Source organism: Streptomyces sp. NBC_01450 (assembly GCF_036227505.1).
In the GTDB taxonomy this organism is placed as follows: Bacteria; Actinomycetota; Actinomycetes; order Streptomycetales; family Streptomycetaceae; genus Streptomyces.
In genome coordinates this window covers 5152912-5168104 of record NZ_CP109480.1, presented here as the reverse complement: position 1 = coordinate 5168104, position 15193 = coordinate 5152912, and the positions used below count along the sequence as shown (strand labels likewise).

At 69.9% G+C, this 15193-nt stretch carries 12 protein-coding genes; 5 read left to right on the top strand and 7 right to left on the bottom strand.

All coding sequences use genetic code 11. The features are described from left to right. Positions 1-130: 130 nt before the first annotated feature. Positions 131-1123, top strand: a complete 993-nt coding sequence (gene hemB / locus OG568_RS23105; RefSeq protein ID WP_329532954.1) for a porphobilinogen synthase — start codon at positions 131-133, stop codon at positions 1121-1123. A gap of 39 nt (positions 1124-1162) precedes the next feature. On the opposite strand, the gene OG568_RS23100 is transcribed toward hemB, so the two are convergent. Further along, positions 1163-1888, bottom strand: coding sequence for a DUF4232 domain-containing protein (locus tag OG568_RS23100; protein WP_329532953.1), 726 nt, complete (start codon positions 1886-1888; stop codon positions 1163-1165). Positions 1889-2099: 211 nt separating this feature from the next. Between OG568_RS23100 and OG568_RS23095 the strand changes: the two genes are divergently transcribed. Both OG568_RS23095 and OG568_RS23090 read left to right on the top strand, forming a co-directional pair. After that, the gene (locus OG568_RS23095; RefSeq protein ID WP_329532952.1) at positions 2100-3395 is read left to right on the top strand and encodes a helix-turn-helix domain-containing protein; all 1296 of its coding nucleotides are present in this window, start codon (positions 2100-2102) and stop codon (positions 3393-3395) included. 105 nt (positions 3396-3500) lie between these two features. Beyond that, positions 3501-4403, top strand: coding sequence for an SAM-dependent methyltransferase (locus OG568_RS23090; protein ID WP_329532951.1), 903 nt, complete (start codon positions 3501-3503; stop codon positions 4401-4403). Positions 4404-4484: 81 nt separating this feature from the next. On the opposite strand, the gene OG568_RS23085 is transcribed toward OG568_RS23090, so the two are convergent. The 3 genes from OG568_RS23085 to argS form a co-directional block, all read right to left on the bottom strand. Then, positions 4485-5405 carry a DUF4253 domain-containing protein gene (locus tag OG568_RS23085; protein WP_329532950.1) on the bottom strand — a complete coding sequence of 307 codons (921 nt, stop codon included), beginning with the start codon at positions 5403-5405 and terminating at the stop codon, positions 4485-4487. A 182-nt stretch (positions 5406-5587) separates the two neighbouring features. Beyond that, positions 5588-6157 carry a lamin tail domain-containing protein gene (locus OG568_RS23080; protein WP_329532949.1) on the bottom strand — a complete coding sequence of 190 codons (570 nt, stop codon included), beginning with the start codon at positions 6155-6157 and terminating at the stop codon, positions 5588-5590. Positions 6158-6645: 488 nt separating this feature from the next. Then, a complete protein-coding gene (gene argS, locus OG568_RS23075) occupies positions 6646-8418 on the bottom strand; it encodes an arginine--tRNA ligase (protein WP_329532948.1) in 1773 nt (590 codons plus the stop codon). 156 nt (positions 8419-8574) lie between these two features. Here argS and lysS point away from each other — a divergent pair, with 156 nt between their 5' ends. Beyond that, complete coding sequence (gene lysS, locus OG568_RS23070; protein WP_329536421.1) at positions 8575-10317, top strand: lysine--tRNA ligase; 1743 nt, start codon at positions 8575-8577, stop codon at positions 10315-10317. A gap of 71 nt (positions 10318-10388) precedes the next feature. Here the strand turns inward: lysS and OG568_RS23065 are convergent, their stop codons facing one another. The 3 genes from OG568_RS23065 to OG568_RS23055 form a co-directional block, all read right to left on the bottom strand. Continuing rightward, on the bottom strand, positions 10389-11705 hold the full coding sequence (locus tag OG568_RS23065) for a DUF2637 domain-containing protein (RefSeq protein WP_329532947.1): 1317 nt from the start codon (positions 11703-11705) through the stop codon (positions 10389-10391). Between the two features lie 176 nt (positions 11706-11881). After that, the gene (locus OG568_RS23060; protein ID WP_329365635.1) at positions 11882-12790 is read right to left on the bottom strand and encodes a DUF3558 domain-containing protein; all 909 of its coding nucleotides are present in this window, start codon (positions 12788-12790) and stop codon (positions 11882-11884) included. 147 nt (positions 12791-12937) lie between these two features. Then, positions 12938-13750: a DUF3558 domain-containing protein gene (locus OG568_RS23055; protein ID WP_329532946.1), complete on the bottom strand. Its 813-nt coding sequence runs from the start codon at positions 13748-13750 to the stop codon at positions 12938-12940. Between the two features lie 223 nt (positions 13751-13973). Here OG568_RS23055 and OG568_RS23050 point away from each other — a divergent pair, with 223 nt between their 5' ends. Further along, entirely contained in the window at positions 13974-15167 is a 1194-nt protein-coding gene (locus tag OG568_RS23050; protein WP_329532945.1) for an RtcB family protein, read from the top strand. The last annotated feature ends 26 nt before the right edge of the window (positions 15168-15193 follow it).

The following is a 15193-nucleotide window of genomic DNA, read 5'->3' as shown; positions in this document are numbered from 1 at the left end:
GCTGCGGGTGGGTGGGGGCGGGGCGCGCAGTTCCCCGCCCCCCTGGGGGCCGGGGCTGCGCCCCAGGCCCCCGCGGGTACCGGCACGGTGTCGGCAAGGGGGGTCGAGGGGCGGGCGTAGCGTAGAGGACATGACGAAGTACGGATCCTTTCCCGGTGCGCGGCCGCGGCGGCTGCGTACGACGCCGGTCATGCGGCGCATGGTTGCCGAGACCCGGCTGCACCCCGCCGACTTCATCCTCCCCGCGTTCGTGCGGGAGGGCGTGAGCGAGCCGGTCCCCATCGCGGCGATGCCCGGCGTCGTGCAGCACACGCGCGACAGCCTGAAGAAGGCCGCTCTGGAGGCCGTGGAGGCCGGGATCTCCGGGATCATGCTCTTCGGCGTGCCGGAGGACTCGAAGAAGGACGCCGTCGGAACTCCCGGGACCGATCCGGACGGGATTCTGCAGGTCGCACTCCGCGACGTGCGCGCCGAGGTCGGCGACGAACTGCTCGTCATGTCCGATCTGTGTCTCGACGAGACCACCGACCACGGACACTGCGGGGTGCTCGACGCGGAAGGCCGCGTCGACAACGACGCGACCCTGGAGCGGTACGCCGAGATGGCCCAGGTCCAGGCCGACGCCGGGGCCCATGTGGTGGGGCCCAGCGGGATGATGGACGGGCAGATCGGGGTCGTCCGGGACGCCCTGGACCAGATCGGGCGCGAGGACGTCGCGATCCTCGCCTACACCGCGAAGTACTCCTCCGCCTTCTACGGGCCCTTCCGGGAGGCCGTCGGTTCCTCGCTGAAGGGCGACCGCAAGACGTACCAGCAGGACCCCGCCAATGTGCGGGAGTCCATGCGGGAGTTGGCCCTCGATCTGGAGGAGGGGGCCGACATGGTGATGGTGAAGCCGGCGGGACCGTATCTGGACGTCCTCGCGCGGGTCGCGGACTCCGTCGACGTGCCCGTCGCCGCGTACCAGATCTCCGGCGAGTACTCGATGATCGAGGCGGCGGCCGAGAAGGGCTGGATCGACCGCGACAAGGCGATTCTGGAGACGCTGACCGGCATCAAGCGGGCCGGCGCCCAGAACATCCTCACCTACTGGGCCACCGAGGTCGCGCGGAAGCTGCGCTAGGGCCCGTCCAACGAACACGTGCCAGGACCTGACAGCCGCTCAGTAGGCCAGCGCGTCGTCCAGGCTCTGCTGCCAGTAGGTCACCGTGAGCTTGTCGTCCACGTAGACGCCCTTGGACGGCAGTGCCGGGGTCGCGCTGCCGCCCTTGGCGAAGCTGACGACGAGGGTCTTGGCCGTGTAGCCGTTGCCGCCGCTGCCGTCGGCGGCCGAGAGCAGGACGCCCGCGTAGCCGGACTCGCCCGGGGCCAGCGTGACGACCGCCTGCGGGTGGGTCGACTCGGCGACTGGCGGGACCGACTGGGCCTCGCCGAAGCGGGCGATCGGGTAGCCGGTCAGGTCGCAGTTCTTCGCGCCGGTGTTGGTGACGGTGAGGAGCAGGTGGTTGAGGGGGCGGGACACCTCGGTCGCGGTGGTCTTGACGTTGGCGCCGTTGCAGGCGGGGTTCCGGGTGGTCGTGGTGCCCGCGCCGTTCTTTCCGGTGGAGCCGGAGCCGCCGCTGGTGCCCCTCGTGCCGCTGCCCGACGTGGTGGTACCCCCCGTGCTGTTGCCCTTCGGGGCGGCGGTCGAGCCCCCCGTCCCGCCCGCCGGCTTCGCCGTCGTACCGCCGGCGGCCGCGGATCCGCTCGTCTGCGAGGAGGAACCGGACGCGGCGGACGGGCCCTCGTCACGTACGCCCTTTCCGTTGTCGCAGGCCGAGAGGGCGAGCGCGGCGAGCGCGACCGTCGTGGCGGCGAGGAGACGGGTGCGGGCGGTGCGTGCGGACATGGGTGATCCCCCTGTGGGTGTGCCTGGGTCGGCAGCCGCTCGACCGGTCGAGGGGAGCGGCGTGCTTGGATGACCACAGCTTGTCGGGTGATCCGTCCCGGCCGCCACGGTTGCCGGGGGATACGGGACGCCGGAACGTTCGTATGGGGTCTGACCAGGGGGAACACCGTCCCCCTGGAACGCGGCCCGGGACACGGGGGATGGAGGAACGGTGGACGGGGACGAGTTCGCGGGGCTGCTGCGGGAGCTGAAGGAGCGGTCCGGACTCAGTTACGGGGTACTCGCGAAGCGGCTGCACATGAGTACGTCCACGCTGCATCGGTACGTCAACGGGGACGCCATACCGACGGACTACGCGCCCGTGGAGCGGCTCGCGCGGGTGTGCGGGGCGACTCCCGAGGAACTGGTGGAGCTGCATCGGCGGTGGATACGGGCGGATGCGCTGCGGGGGCAGAAGGGGGCACCACCCGCGGCGCCCACGGCTCCTGAGGCTCCGGAGGTGGCTTCAGGCGCCGAGGGTCTGGCTTCGGAGGTTGTGGGCGAGCCCTCGGTCGGTCCCTCGGTCGGTCCCTCGGGCGAGGCCTCGGCAGGGGGCCGGCGGCGGCGTACGGTCCTGTTCGCCTCGGTCGCCGTCGCCGCGGTGCTGGCGTCGGCCGCGCTCGCGGTGCGGTTCGTGCCGGACGGGAACGGCGGGCGCAACGGAGGGCGGGAGGAGGTGGGGGCCGCCGCGTCGGCCGGCCCCCGGGAGGACGCGCGGGGGACGGCGTCGCCCGATGACAAGCACCGGAAGCCTTCCGCCTCGGTCAGCACCTCCGCCTCCGCCTCCGCCACGCGCGGTGGCGGGCCCGAGGCGTCCGTCTCGGTGGCGGCCTCGGGTGGGAGTGCGGGCCAAGCGGTCGCCGACGGCGCCACCGCGCCCGTCGTGGCCACCAACCCGTACAAGTGGGACGGGCCGTGCAGCCAGCACTACCTGGTGAACCGGAAGGCCGCGCAGGTGCCCCCGCCGCCGAACGAGTCGGACGCGCGCGGGTGGGTCAGGGCGCTCGGCGGGGTCGCCGGTCAGGAGCAGATGCTCGCGCTGACCGTGCAGGGGACCGGGAAGGCCACCGTGGTCCTGGACGGGCTGCATGTGCGGGTGGTGGGGAAGGACGCGCCGCTCGCCTGGAACGACTACGCGATGGGCGTCGGCTGCGGCGGCGGCGTGGAGACGAAGTCCTTCGCCGTGGACCTCGACGCGGGGCGGCCCGTGACCACGACCAAGGGCGGGCAGCGGGACTTTCCGTACAAGGTCAGCGAGTCCGACCCCGAGGTCTTCTATGTGTTCGCGGACGCGCGGGCGCACGACGTGAGCTGGTATCTGGAGCTCGACTGGTCCAGCGGGGCGCGCAGTGGCACGGTGCGTATCGACGACAACGGGAAGCCGTTCCGGACGAGCGGGAATGTGGGGCGGCCCGCGTACGACTATCCGCTGGGCGGCAGCGAGTGGCAGACGGCCGCGACGGGTTAGGGCCTGCCCGCCGGACAGGGGCCAGTCAGGGACGGGCACTATCAAGTGCCCCTGGGAGTTGGGTTGTTGCCCGCTGAATAACGCGACTCTTCAGGGAGAGGCTTTATGCCCGGTGATGCTCTTGGCCAGGACCGCGCCGAGCCGGGAAGGGGGATCGACACCACCAAGGCGCACCCGGCGCGCGTCTACGACGTCCTCCTCGGGGGCAAGGACAACTACCCGGTCGACCGGGCCGCGGCCGCCGCGGCGCTCGCGGTCAATCCGCGGGGTTACCTCGATGTCCGGCACAACCGGGACTTCCTGCGGCGGGCGATCACCACGCTGACCCGGGAAGTGGGGATCCGGCAGTTCCTGGACATCGGTACGGGGCTGCCGACGCAGGAGAACGTCCACCAGATCGCGCAGCGGATCACCCCGGACTCGCGGGTCGTGTACGTCGACAACGACCCCGTGGTGCTCGATCACGCACGTGTGCTGCTCGCCAGTGGGCCCGAGGGGCGGACGGACTACATCGACGCGGACCTCAAGCAGCCCGCGCGGATCCTCGAAGAGGCCGCGAAAACCCTCGACTTCGAGCAGCCGGTCGCGCTCGTACTGGTGGCGGTTCTGCACTTCATCGAGGACGAGGAGGCCCGTCCGATCGTGCGTGAGCTGGTGGAGGCGTTGCCTTCCGGCAGTCGGCTCGTCCTCAGTCACCTGACCGAGGACCTCCACGCGGAGAGCATTCGGGCCGTGCAACGGACTTTCACCGAGCGGGGGTTCACGTTCGTGCTGCGGAGCAGGGCCGAGGTGGAGCGGTTCTTCACCGAGAACGGGCTGGAACTGGACGAGCCGGGTGTCGTGCCCGCGCACCGCTGGCGGCCCGACGGTGCGGCGCCGTTGCCCGAGCAGGTGGATCCCGCGTACCTCGCCACCCTCGACGACATCGAGAAGGTCCGCTATCTCGACATCAATGACGTGACGGACGCGGACATCAATGTGTACGGGGTGACGGGCGTCAAGCCCTGACTCCCGCCCCCGCCACCCCCCACCCGCCCCCTCCTCGACCTGGGGGCTCCGCCCCCGACACGGGAGTCGGTCAGCCGGCGGTCAGTCCCACCAGAAGGACCACACCCGCTTGCCGAGCACCTCGTCCGCCGCGTACGCGCGCAGCGTCTCCCCCTCGCCCTGCGTGATGTTGTCCGGGCAGAAGGCGAAGTGCTCGGCGGCCACCGCCTCGGCCTCGGCCGCCGTCGTGGGCGGGGCCGCCACCGACAGCACCAGCTGGTCGAAGGTGAGGGCCACGACCCGTATCCCGAAGCGGTCCTCCCAGGAGCGCAGGACCGCGCAGAGGCGGGCCACGTCACCCTCGTAGTTCACCGGACCGGACCAGCCGATCGCCGCCGGGATGTCGGCGCTGCGGCGCGCCGGGACCAGCGCGAGGCGCGGGTCCTTCAGCCAGGAGCCGCCGCCCGCGAGGGAGTCGGCGACCTCGGTGGCCCGGTCGTCCGGGTCCGTCCCGGACGGGGTGGCCGGTGCCAGGCCGGGCCACTGCACGCCGTGCGGGGCGATCGTCTCGGCGAACTCCTCGGCCTCGCCGAGGAGTTCGCCGATGGTCTCGTTGCCGGGGTGGTCCGCGTCGGCGTCGAGCTCGAGCTCGTCCTCCGCGTACTCCTCCCAGTACCCCGCCAGTACCTCGTCGGCGTCGTGATCCCCGGGATACGACACCTCCTCGGGCATCAACTCCCATTCCTCCGGGCCGCCCTGGCTGCCGCCGACGTCTATGAGGAGGGGGAGCAGTCCGGCCGTGCGAGGGGCGGCACCCAGCGTGGCCCAGTCGCCGGGGGCCGCCGGTGCCTCGGCGTGCCACAGCAGCGGCTCGTGCCAGGGGCCCTCGTCTTCCCCCACTGCCTTAAGGGCGTGGGAGGTACCCCCAGCGTCGATCAGTCTCCCGGGCGGGAGTTGGAGGCCGAGCGCGCGCCCGCTCGGATCTGCCGCCAGCGAGGGCAGCGGGTTCGGAAGTGTCGCCATGCCGGTGACTTTAGGGCCCGCCACTGACAACGGGTCCCGGGGTCCGCCCACGAGGTCCTGGAGGGCCGGGGCACACAGACGCGGCGTGCCACGGATGGTTCGTGGCACGCCGCGCGAAGAGGGGGGATCAGCCGCGGGTCGAGGGCGGTGCGGTCCGTGCGCCGGCCTCGACCCGCACCGGGTCAGCGCTGGCCGTGGCCCGGACCGCGGCCGTGGTCGTCGCCGTGGCCACGACCGTCGTTGCCGCGACCGCGACCGTCGTCACCGTTGCGGCGACCGTCGTTACCGTGGTGCCTGGCGTCCCACGTGATGGTGTCGACCACGCGACGGTGGTCGTTGCGGAGCGTGGCGGTGTCCTGGCGGTCGTCCCAGACGAAGTTGCGGCGGTCCTGGTAGACGTCGCGGTAGGTGTCACGCCCGATACCGGTGTGGACGCGGACGCTGGAGTGGCCGTTCAGGCGCAGGTGGCGGAACGTGTAGACGCGGCCCTGACGGTTGGACAGCGTCCAGTCGTCCAGGTTCACGCTCTCGCGCCCGCTGTTGGTGATCTGCACCCACTCCTCGTTCAGCGAGCGGTTGGACCTGGAGCCGTGTCCCGGGGCGTCGTACTGGACCTTGCTGATCTCCACCCGCGAATCGCGCGGCCCGGATCCGTCGGCCGCCGCCGGCAGGGCGGCTGCCCCCACCAGCGCGGCGGCGGACAGAGCGGCGGCGGCCAGGCGACGGGCCGTGAAGGTCTGCGAAGCGGTCATGGGTGCCCCCTTGGGGTACTGGCGGGTCGCGGCGACAGGATCGTGCCGTCGACCCGCTGTTCGTGCACCCGGCCTGCTGGCCGGACACCGCATAGCTTGCCGACTGAAGTGCTCCGCTACGCCCGGGAATCGGATGGCGTTGCCGATCAACGACATTGTTGTGATGGTCGGCTGTACTGTGCACTGTTTGTGAAGGTGTGTCGGGTTGACGCCCCTTCAGCGGGTGTGGCCCCATCAGTGCTGGTCTGCCGCGCTTGTTCGCCATGCCGCGCCACCCGTCCGCGACCCCCGCCGTCACCCGAAAGTGAGTAACAGATCCGAGCGGGCAAGGGCACCCGCTCGGGTGGCCGTGTGTACGCGCGTTCGGGTGCGGAAACGACTGATCCCGTAGGCGGCATCAGCGGCCCACGGGATCAGGTACTACGGGTACCAAGAGCAGGTACTACGGGTACGGAGCGGGTACTACGGGATCGGCGACCTGCGGGAGATCAGAGACGCTCGGGCGTCCTGATGCCCAGCAGGGCCATGCCCTGGTGCAGCGTGCGGGCGGTGAGGTCGCACAGGAAGAGGCGGTTCTCCGCGACCTCCTGCGCCGGCGCCGGCTTGATGACCGGGCACTGGTCGTAGAACGTCGTGTAGAGCGACGCCAGCTGGTACAGGTACGCCGCCAGCTTGTGCGGGGCGTACTCGTCGGCGACCTCGTCCAGCGTCTCCCCGAACCGGTCCAGGTGCAGACCCAACGCCCGCTCAGACGGGGCCAGTTCGAGCTCCGGGTGGGCCAGCGGCGTACGGTCGCCGGCCTTGCCGAAGATCGACCGGATACGGGCGTACGCGTACTGGAGGTACACGGACGTGTCGCCGTTCAGCGACACCATCTGGTCCAGGTCGAACTTGTAGTCCCGGACGGCGGAGGTGGAGAGGTCCGCGTACTTCACGGCGCCGATACCCACGTACCGGCCGTTCTCCACGATCTCCTGCTCGCTCAGGCCCACCTTCTCGGCCTTCTCCCGCACGACGGCGGTGGCGCGGTCGATCGCCTCGTCCAGGAGGTCGACCAGCCGGACCGTCTCGCCCTCACGCGTCTTGAACGGCTTGCCGTCCTTGCCCAGCACCGTGCCGAAGGCCAGCTGCTGCGCCTGCACGTCCTCGCCCAGCCAGCCCGCCCTGCGCGCGGTCTCGAAGACCATCTTGAAGTGCAGGGACTGGCGGGCGTCCACCACGTAGACGAGGTTGTTCGCCTTCAGGTTGAAGACGCGGTCCCTGATCGCCGAGAGGTCGGTCGCCGCGTAGCCGTAGCCGCCGTCCGACTTCTTCACGATCAGCGGGACCGGGTTGCCGTCCGGGCCCTTCACGTCGTCGAAGAACACACACAGCGCGCCGTCGGAGCGGACCGCCACACCCGACTCCTCCAGGAGGCGGCAGGTCTCGTCCAGCATGTCGTTGTAGCCCGACTCGCCGACCACGTCCGGGTCCCGGATCTCCATGTCCAGCTTGTCGAAGACCGAGTAGAAGTAGATCTTCGACTCGTCCACGAACTTCTGCCACATGGCGAGGGTCTCGGGCTCGCCCGCCTGGAGGTCGACCACCCGGCGCCGCGCCCGCGTCTTGAACTCCTCGTCGGAGTCGAAGAGCGTCCGCGCCGCCTTGTAGAGCCGGTTCAGGTTCGACATGGCCTCCTCGCCGGAGACCTCCGCCGCGCCCTTGTGGTCCAGCTCGTGCGGGTGCTCGATCAGGTACTGGATGAGCATGCCGAACTGGGTGCCCCAGTCGCCGATGTGATGGCGCCGGACCACGCTCTCGCCGGTGAACTCCAGGATCTGGACCACCGCGTCGCCGATGACCGCCGAGCGCAGGTGACCGACGTGCATCTCCTTCGCCACGTTCGGCTGCGCGTAGTCGATGACCGTGGTGCCCGGGTTCTTCGCCAGCGGCACGCCGAGGCGCTCGCCGTCCTCGTAGCGCGCCGCCAGGTTCTCGGTGATGGCCTTGTCGGTGATCGTGATGTTCAGGAAGCCGGGCCCGGAGACCTCGACGTCCTTGATCACGTCACCCGACTCGACCCGCGCCACGACCTGCGTCGCCAGCTCTCTCGGGTTCGCCTTCGCCTTCTTGGCGAGGGCCAGGATCCCGTTGGCCTGGAAGTCGGCCCGGTCGCTTCGTCGCAGCAGCGGGTCCGCGGAACCGGCCTCCGGCAGGGCTGCCGAGAGGGCGTCCGCGAGGCGCTGGTGGACGGAGGCGGTGAGGGACGTGACCGAGGCCATGGAGTGGGTGCCGTTTCTGCTCGGGTTCCGGAGTTTCGACAGCTGTGACAGCTACGAAACCCCAGTATCCCATGCACTGAAAAGCCGTTTTCGCGGTTCACGTCCTAGCTGGGAGAATGGTCCCGTCAGCCGTACTGGCGTATGAGAAAGAAGGACGTGCCGATCGTGGCTCAGAGCACCGAGACCACCGACTGGGTCTCCCGTTTCGCGGATGAGGTCATCGAGGAATCGGAGCGTCGGGCCCCGGGCAAACCTGTGGTCGTCGCGTCCGGGCTCTCCCCCTCGGGTCCGATCCACCTCGGCAACCTCCGCGAGGTCATGACCCCGCACCTGGTCGCCGACGAGATCCGCCGCCGCGGGTACACGGTGCGCCATCTGCTCTCCTGGGACGACTACGACCGCTACCGCAAGGTCCCGGTCGGCATCCCCGGCATCGACGGGTCCTGGGCCGAGCACATCGGCAAGCCGCTGACCTCCGTCCCGGCGCCCAAGGGCTCGGAGTACCCGAACTGGGCCGAGCACTTCAAGGCCGCGATGGTCGAGGCGCTGGCCGAGCTCGGCGTCGAGTACGACGGGATCAGCCAGACCGAGCAGTACACCTCCGGTGTCTACCGCGACCAGGTGCTGTTCGCGATGAAGCACCGCGGTGACATCGACGCGATCCTCGAGCAGTACCGGACCAAGAAGGGCCCCGCGAAGAAGCAGCAGGGCCAGAAGCCGGTCGACGAGGCCGAGCTCGAAGCCGCCGAGGGGTCCGGGGCCGCGGCCGAGGAGGACGGCAGCTCGGCCGCCGGGTACTACCCGTACAAGCCCTACTGCGGGCAGTGCGAGAAGGACCTCACCACCGTCACCTCGTACGACGACGAGACCACCGAGCTGGCGTACACCTGCTCCGCCTGCGGCTTCTCCGAGACCGTCCGGCTGAGCGAGTTCAACCGCGGCAAGCTGGTCTGGAAGGTCGACTGGCCCATGCGCTGGGCCTACGAGGGTGTCGTCTTCGAGCCGAGCGGGGTCGACCACTCCTCTCCGGGGTCCTCCTTCCAGGTGGGCGGCCAGATCGTGGGCATCTTCGGCGGCAAGCAGCCGATCGGGCCCATGTACGCGTTCGTCGGCATCTCCGGCATGGCCAAGATGTCCAGCAGCAAGGGCGGGGTGCCCACCCCGGCCGACGCGCTCCAGATCATGGAGCCCCAGCTGCTGCGCTGGCTGTACGCCCGCCGCCGCCCCAACCAGTCCTTCAAGATCGCCTTCGACCAGGAGATCCAGCGGCTGTACGACGAGTGGGACAAGCTCGCGGGCAAGGTCGCCGAAGGCCCGGTCCTCCCGGCCGACGCCGCCGCGTACGCGCGCGCGGTGGGCACCGCCGCCGGGGAGCTGCCCAAGACCCCCCGCCCGATGCCGTACCGCACCCTCGCCTCCGTCGCCGACATCACCGCCGGCGCCGAGGACCAGACCCTGCGGATCCTGAGCGAACTCGACCCCGAGAACCCGCTCGCCTCCCTGGACGAGGTCCGGCCCCGCCTCGGCAAGGCCGAGACCTGGATCAACACCCAGGTGCCGGCCGAGGAGCGCACCGTCGTGCGCGACGAGCCCGACGTCGAGCTGCTCAAGTCGCTCGACGACCAGGGCCGCGAGTCGCTGCGACTGCTCCTCGACGGGCTGGAGCGCAACTGGTCCCTCGACGGCCTCACCCACCTCGTCTACGGCGTCCCCAAGGTCCAGGCCGGCTTCCCCGCCGACGCCACCGCCAAGGAGCTCCCGCCGGAGATCAAGGTCGCCCAGCGCACGTTCTTCGCGCTGCTGTACCACCTGCTGGTCGGGCGTGACACCGGTCCGCGCCTGCCCACGCTGCTGCTCGCGGTCGGACAGGACCGGGTGCGCAAGCTGCTCGGCGTGTAGGGCCTTCGGCGGTACGAGGAGGGGGCGCCCGGTGATCACCGGGCGCCCCCTCCTCGTACGCGCGTCTGTGCCTACGCGATGTGGTCCTCCTCCAGTTCCGTGTTGAAACGGTTCTGGAAGCGGCTCATATAGCGCCTCAGCTCGCTGTCGGTGAGTGTGACGCCGTACGTGGCCTCGACGTTGCCGCCGAACTCACCCTTCGTGGGCAGGCCCTGGCCGGGCATGATCGACTGGCGGAACACCTGGTAGAGGCTCTCCTCGCGGGCCTTCTCGTCGGAGAGCGGCGACTGCTCCTCCCGCGGGGCGGGGATGGGCAGCTGCTCCTGGTACTCCTGCTGCTCCTGGGCGACGCCCTCACCGAGCTGGCGCGTGCGGCCGGGGCCCGCCGGGATCGGGAAGGTGCCCGTCTCCTCAGGGCCGGGCTCGTACGCCTGCGCCTGCTGCTCCTCGTACCACTGCTGGTACTGCTCCTCGGGGACGTACTCCGGGTCGTAGCCGCCCTCGTAGACGATCTCCTGCGGAGCGGGGGAGGCGAACCAGGGGCTGGAGTCCGGCTCCGGAGCCTGTGCCTCCTGCACGTACGGCGGCTGGGGCTGCCGCGCGGGAGCCGGGGAGGACTCCAGCTCCCGGTGCTCGGGGGCCGCCGGGACCGGGGCGGGCGCCGCCACCTGTACCGGCGCCGGGGGCAGGAGGGCCGGCTCGATGCCTGCCGCCGCCAGGCCGGAGGGGGCGGTCTCGGCGAGCGGGACGCCGTAGCGGGCCAGGCGCAGCGGCATCAACGACTCCACCGGGGCCTTGCGGCGCCAGGCGCGGCCGAAGCGGGAGCGCAGGCGGGCCTGGTAGACGAGACGTTCCTGCTCCAGCTTGATGACCTGCTCGTAGGAGCGCAGCTCCCACAGCTTCATACGGCGCCACAGGAGGAAGGTGGGGAGCGGGGAGAGCATCCAGCGGGTGAGGCGGACGCCTTCCATGTGCTTGTCGGCGGTGATGTCCGCGATCCGGCCGATCGCGTGCCGGGCCGCCTCGACGGAGACCACGAACAGGATCGGGATGACGGCGTGCATGCCGACGCCCAGCGGGTCCGGCCAGGCCGCCGCGCCGTTGAACGCGATCGTCGCGACCGTCAGCAGCCACGCCGTCTGGCGCAGCAGCGGGAAGGGGATGCGGATCCACGTCAGCAGCAGGTCGAGGGCGAGCAGCACACAGATGCCCGCGTCGATACCGATCGGGAAGACGTACGCGAAGTTCCCGAAGCCCTTCTTGAGAGCCAGCTCGCGTACAGCCGCGTAGGAACCCGCGAAGCCGATTCCCGCGATGACGAGCGCACCGGCGACGACCACACCGATGAGAATCCGGTGCATTCGTGTGAGCTGGATTGGCGCGGACACCCGTACTCCCCTCTTCTTGCGTGTTGTTGCGCGCAACAGGGTGGCACATGTGTACGGCGCACGGGCGGCCGGTATGGCAGGAGCCCGGCCCGCGAGGCGACCGGGCTCCGTCAAATGCCCTGCTGGGCAGGCGAGTTGCGCGCCGATGCCCGATGAATGTCAGTACTTCTCGAATGTCAGTTCTTCTTGGTGGCCGACGCCGAAGCCGAGGGCTTGGAGCTGGCCGACGTCGACGGGGAAGCCGACTTGGAGGGGCTCGCGGACTTGGAGGCGGACTTGGAGGGGGAGGCCGACTGCGACGGGGCGGTGGTCGCGCGGCCGCCGTCCTGGTTCGCGGAAGCCACCGCGGCCACCGCCTCCTTGGAGGCCTTCTCCGCGGCCTTCGTCAGATCGTCCGCGCTCGGGGCCTTGTCCCCCGCGAGACCGGCGCCGTTGTAGTCGAGCGTGATGACGACGTTCTCGACGCGTGTCACGACCGTCTGCTGCTTGAAGGAGCCTTCCTTCTTCTTCAGGTCGTAGCGCACCGCCGTCGACGCGTCGCCGATCCCGGAGACCGGCTCCGACCGGGCGCCCGTCGCGCCGGCCACCGTCTGCGCCTCCTTGACCTGCTTGTCGTAGTAGGTCTGCGCGAGCTGATTGCCCTCGCCGCGGGTCGCGTCCGAGTCGAACCGCAGCAGGGAGACGTTCAGCCAGCGGAACTGGGAGCCCTTGACGCCCTTGTTGTCGAGGCTGTTCCAGGAGCAGCTGCTGCGGTCCTTCGCCTCGTCCGACTTGCCCGACTTGGCCGACTTCAGGCCCTTCGGGACGAGTTCGCCCAGTGTCTTCTTCGAGAACATCGAGCAGGGGGTCGGCAGCGTCGTGTACGCGGCGGGCTTGACGGTGCCCGCGGAGGTGTCCGGGGACGCGGACGAGGTCGCGGCGGAGCTTTTCTGAGCGGCGTTGTCGGCGCTCGAACCCGATCCGGAGCCGGAGCCGGAGTCCGAGGAACAGCCGGCGGCGGCGAGCACCACCGGGACGGCGGCTGCGCTGACAAGGATGCGGGTGAGTCGGGGGGCTCGGCCTACTCGCTGTGCTGGTCGGTGCATGGTTCCTTCACTCGTGGCGCTCGTGGTGCGACCGCACATGGCAGGTGCGACCGGTCGGGTCCGAGGGGCCACGGTACGCGGTGAGGCAGCGATGCGTTTCCGGTTCGAGGGGTTCGCGTGGGGTGCCCCCGCGCCCCGGCGGCCCCGTCAGTCGTTGAGCCGGTCGACGAGCTTCTGCGCCAGATTCCGGGCCCTGTCCTGCATTTCTTTGCTGTCCGGGGTGCCGCTGGAAGCGGTCGGCTGCTCGGCGTACTCGATCCTCACGATCACGTTGGACGTGCGGAAGACCACAGTCACCGTGCGTTGCTGGGCCGTCGAGGAGGCGGAGTTGAGCTTGTCGTTGAGGAACGCCTCGTCGCCCAGGTCGCTGAGCTTGCGGGGCTGGAGGTCGGCGGGGGTCTCGCTCGCGCCGGCGGAGGCCGAGGCCGAGGAGGACGCGGACGTGGAGGGGGTGGCCGAGGAGGTGGCGGTGGGGGTGCCGGTGTCGGACGGCGTGGCCGAATCGGAGGGCGCGGGGAGGTTCGCCGCGGTCTCCTCGGTCGCGTAGACGTCCTGGGCGCGGGAGTCGTCGCTCACCGCGTTGTCGTACGAGACCACGCGCTCGAAGTCGACGAGGAGGTGGTCGGTGGCGTCCGTGGAATCCACCTTCCAGCCGCAGCCGACGCGGCGGTCGGTGTCGTAGGTGAGGGTGGCCTGGCCCTCGTACGCCTTGTCGCGCTGGTCCTGGTCGGTGATCTGCTTGATGCCGGGCAGCAGGGAGTCGAGGCTGTCGTGGCTCACGGCGGCGCAGGCCTCCGGGAGCGTGCGGTACTTGCCCGGCTGGGCGGCCGGGGTGCTCACGCTGAGGTCGCCCGGCTTGGGGTCGGCCGCCGTGCCGTCGCTTCCCGAACCTCCGGTGCAGGCGGCCAGCCCCGCCGCGAGGAGCACGGCGATGCCGGGGACGTATGCCTTCCGCTGCACGGTCAGGCTCCTCTCGACGGTTCCCGAGGCCTGCGGCCGGGATGCCCTGTGGTGCTGTCCTGTGATTGTTCCTGGTTATTCGGTTGCCGCGTGGGGGCGGCCCCTGGAGACAATGTGTATCGCACGCACAGCCGTGAACGCCGGTCCGTTGTCCCATACGTCGACCTTGGCGCCGTTTTTGCGCTCTATGACTTTTGTCGCCTTTCGGGGGAATGAGGATGTTATGTCGTACGTAGAGATACCGGGCGCGAAGGTGCCCATCCGCATGTGGACGGACCCGGCGTCGGTCGAGGACGTGGCCCTGCGCCAGCTCCAGAACGTGGCCACGCTCCCGTGGATCAAGGGGCTCGCCGTCATGCCCGACGTCCACTACGGCAAGGGCGCGACGGTCGGGTCGGTCATCGCGATGCAGGGTGCGGTGTGTCCGGCGGCGGTGGGGGTCGATATTGGCTGCGGGATGTCTGCGGTCAAGACCTCGCTCACTGCCAACGACCTGCCGGGGGATCTTTCGCGGCTGCGATCGAAGATCGAGGAGGCGATTCCGGTGGGGCGGGGGATGCATGACTCTCCGGTCGAGCCGGGGCGGTTCCATGGGCTGGCCACCGGGGGGTGGGACGACTTCTGGGGGCGGTTCGACGGGATCGCTGATGCGGTGAAGTTCCGGCAGGAACGTGCAACCAAGCAGATAGGGACGCTTGGATCGGGTAATCATTTTATCGAAGTATGCACAGATGCGACCGGCTCCATCTGGCTGATGCTGCACTCCGGTTCGCGGAACATTGGCAAGGAGCTGGCCGAATACCACATCGGCGTGGCCCAGAAACTCCCGCACAACCAGGGGCTGGTCGACCGCGACCTCGCCGTCTTCGTGGCGGACACTCCGCAGATGGCCGCTTACCGCAATGACCTTTTCTGGGCACAGGAGTACGCGAAGTACAACCGAACCCTGATGATGGCGCTCCTGAAGGACGTGATCCGAAAGGAATTCAAGAAGGCGAAGCCGACATTCGAGCAGGAGATCAGCGCGCATCACAACTACGTAGCCGAAGAGCGGTACGACGGAATGGACCTGCTGGTCACCCGCAAGGGCGCGATCCGCGCGGGCTCCGGCGAGTACGGGATCATTCCGGGCTCGATGGGCACGGGTTCGTACATCGTGAAGGGACTCGGCAACGAGAAGTCCTTCAACTCGGCGTCGCACGGCGCGGGCCGACGCATGAGCCGCAACGCGGCGAAGCGCCGCTTCTCGACCCGGGATCTGGAGGAGCAGACGCAGGGCGTCGAATGTCGCAAGGACTCCGGCGTCGTCGACGAGATCCCGGGCGCGTACAAGCCGATCGAGCAGGTCATCGAGCAGCAGAGCGACCTCGTGCAGGTGGTTGCCAAGCTGAAGCAGGTCGTTTGCGTCAAGGGGTGACACTCGGTCGCAGACCATGGACACCC

Coding starts and splice junctions, on each gene's coding strand:
- OG568_RS23060 (WP_329365635.1), bottom strand. CDS start 12,790: ATGCACCGACCAGCACAGCGAGTAGGCCGAGCCCCCCGACTCACCCGC.
- OG568_RS23090 (WP_329532951.1), top strand. CDS start 3,501: ATGCCCGGTGATGCTCTTGGCCAGGACCGCGCCGAGCCGGGAAGGGGG.
- OG568_RS23085 (WP_329532950.1), bottom strand. CDS start 5,405: ATGGCGACACTTCCGAACCCGCTGCCCTCGCTGGCGGCAGATCCGAGC.
- argS (WP_329532948.1), bottom strand. CDS start 8,418: ATGGCCTCGGTCACGTCCCTCACCGCCTCCGTCCACCAGCGCCTCGCG.
- OG568_RS23080 (WP_329532949.1), bottom strand. CDS start 6,157: ATGACCGCTTCGCAGACCTTCACGGCCCGTCGCCTGGCCGCCGCCGCT.
- hemB (WP_329532954.1), top strand. CDS start 131: ATGACGAAGTACGGATCCTTTCCCGGTGCGCGGCCGCGGCGGCTGCGT.
- OG568_RS23050 (WP_329532945.1), top strand. CDS start 13,974: ATGTCGTACGTAGAGATACCGGGCGCGAAGGTGCCCATCCGCATGTGG.
- OG568_RS23100 (WP_329532953.1), bottom strand. CDS start 1,888: ATGTCCGCACGCACCGCCCGCACCCGTCTCCTCGCCGCCACGACGGTC.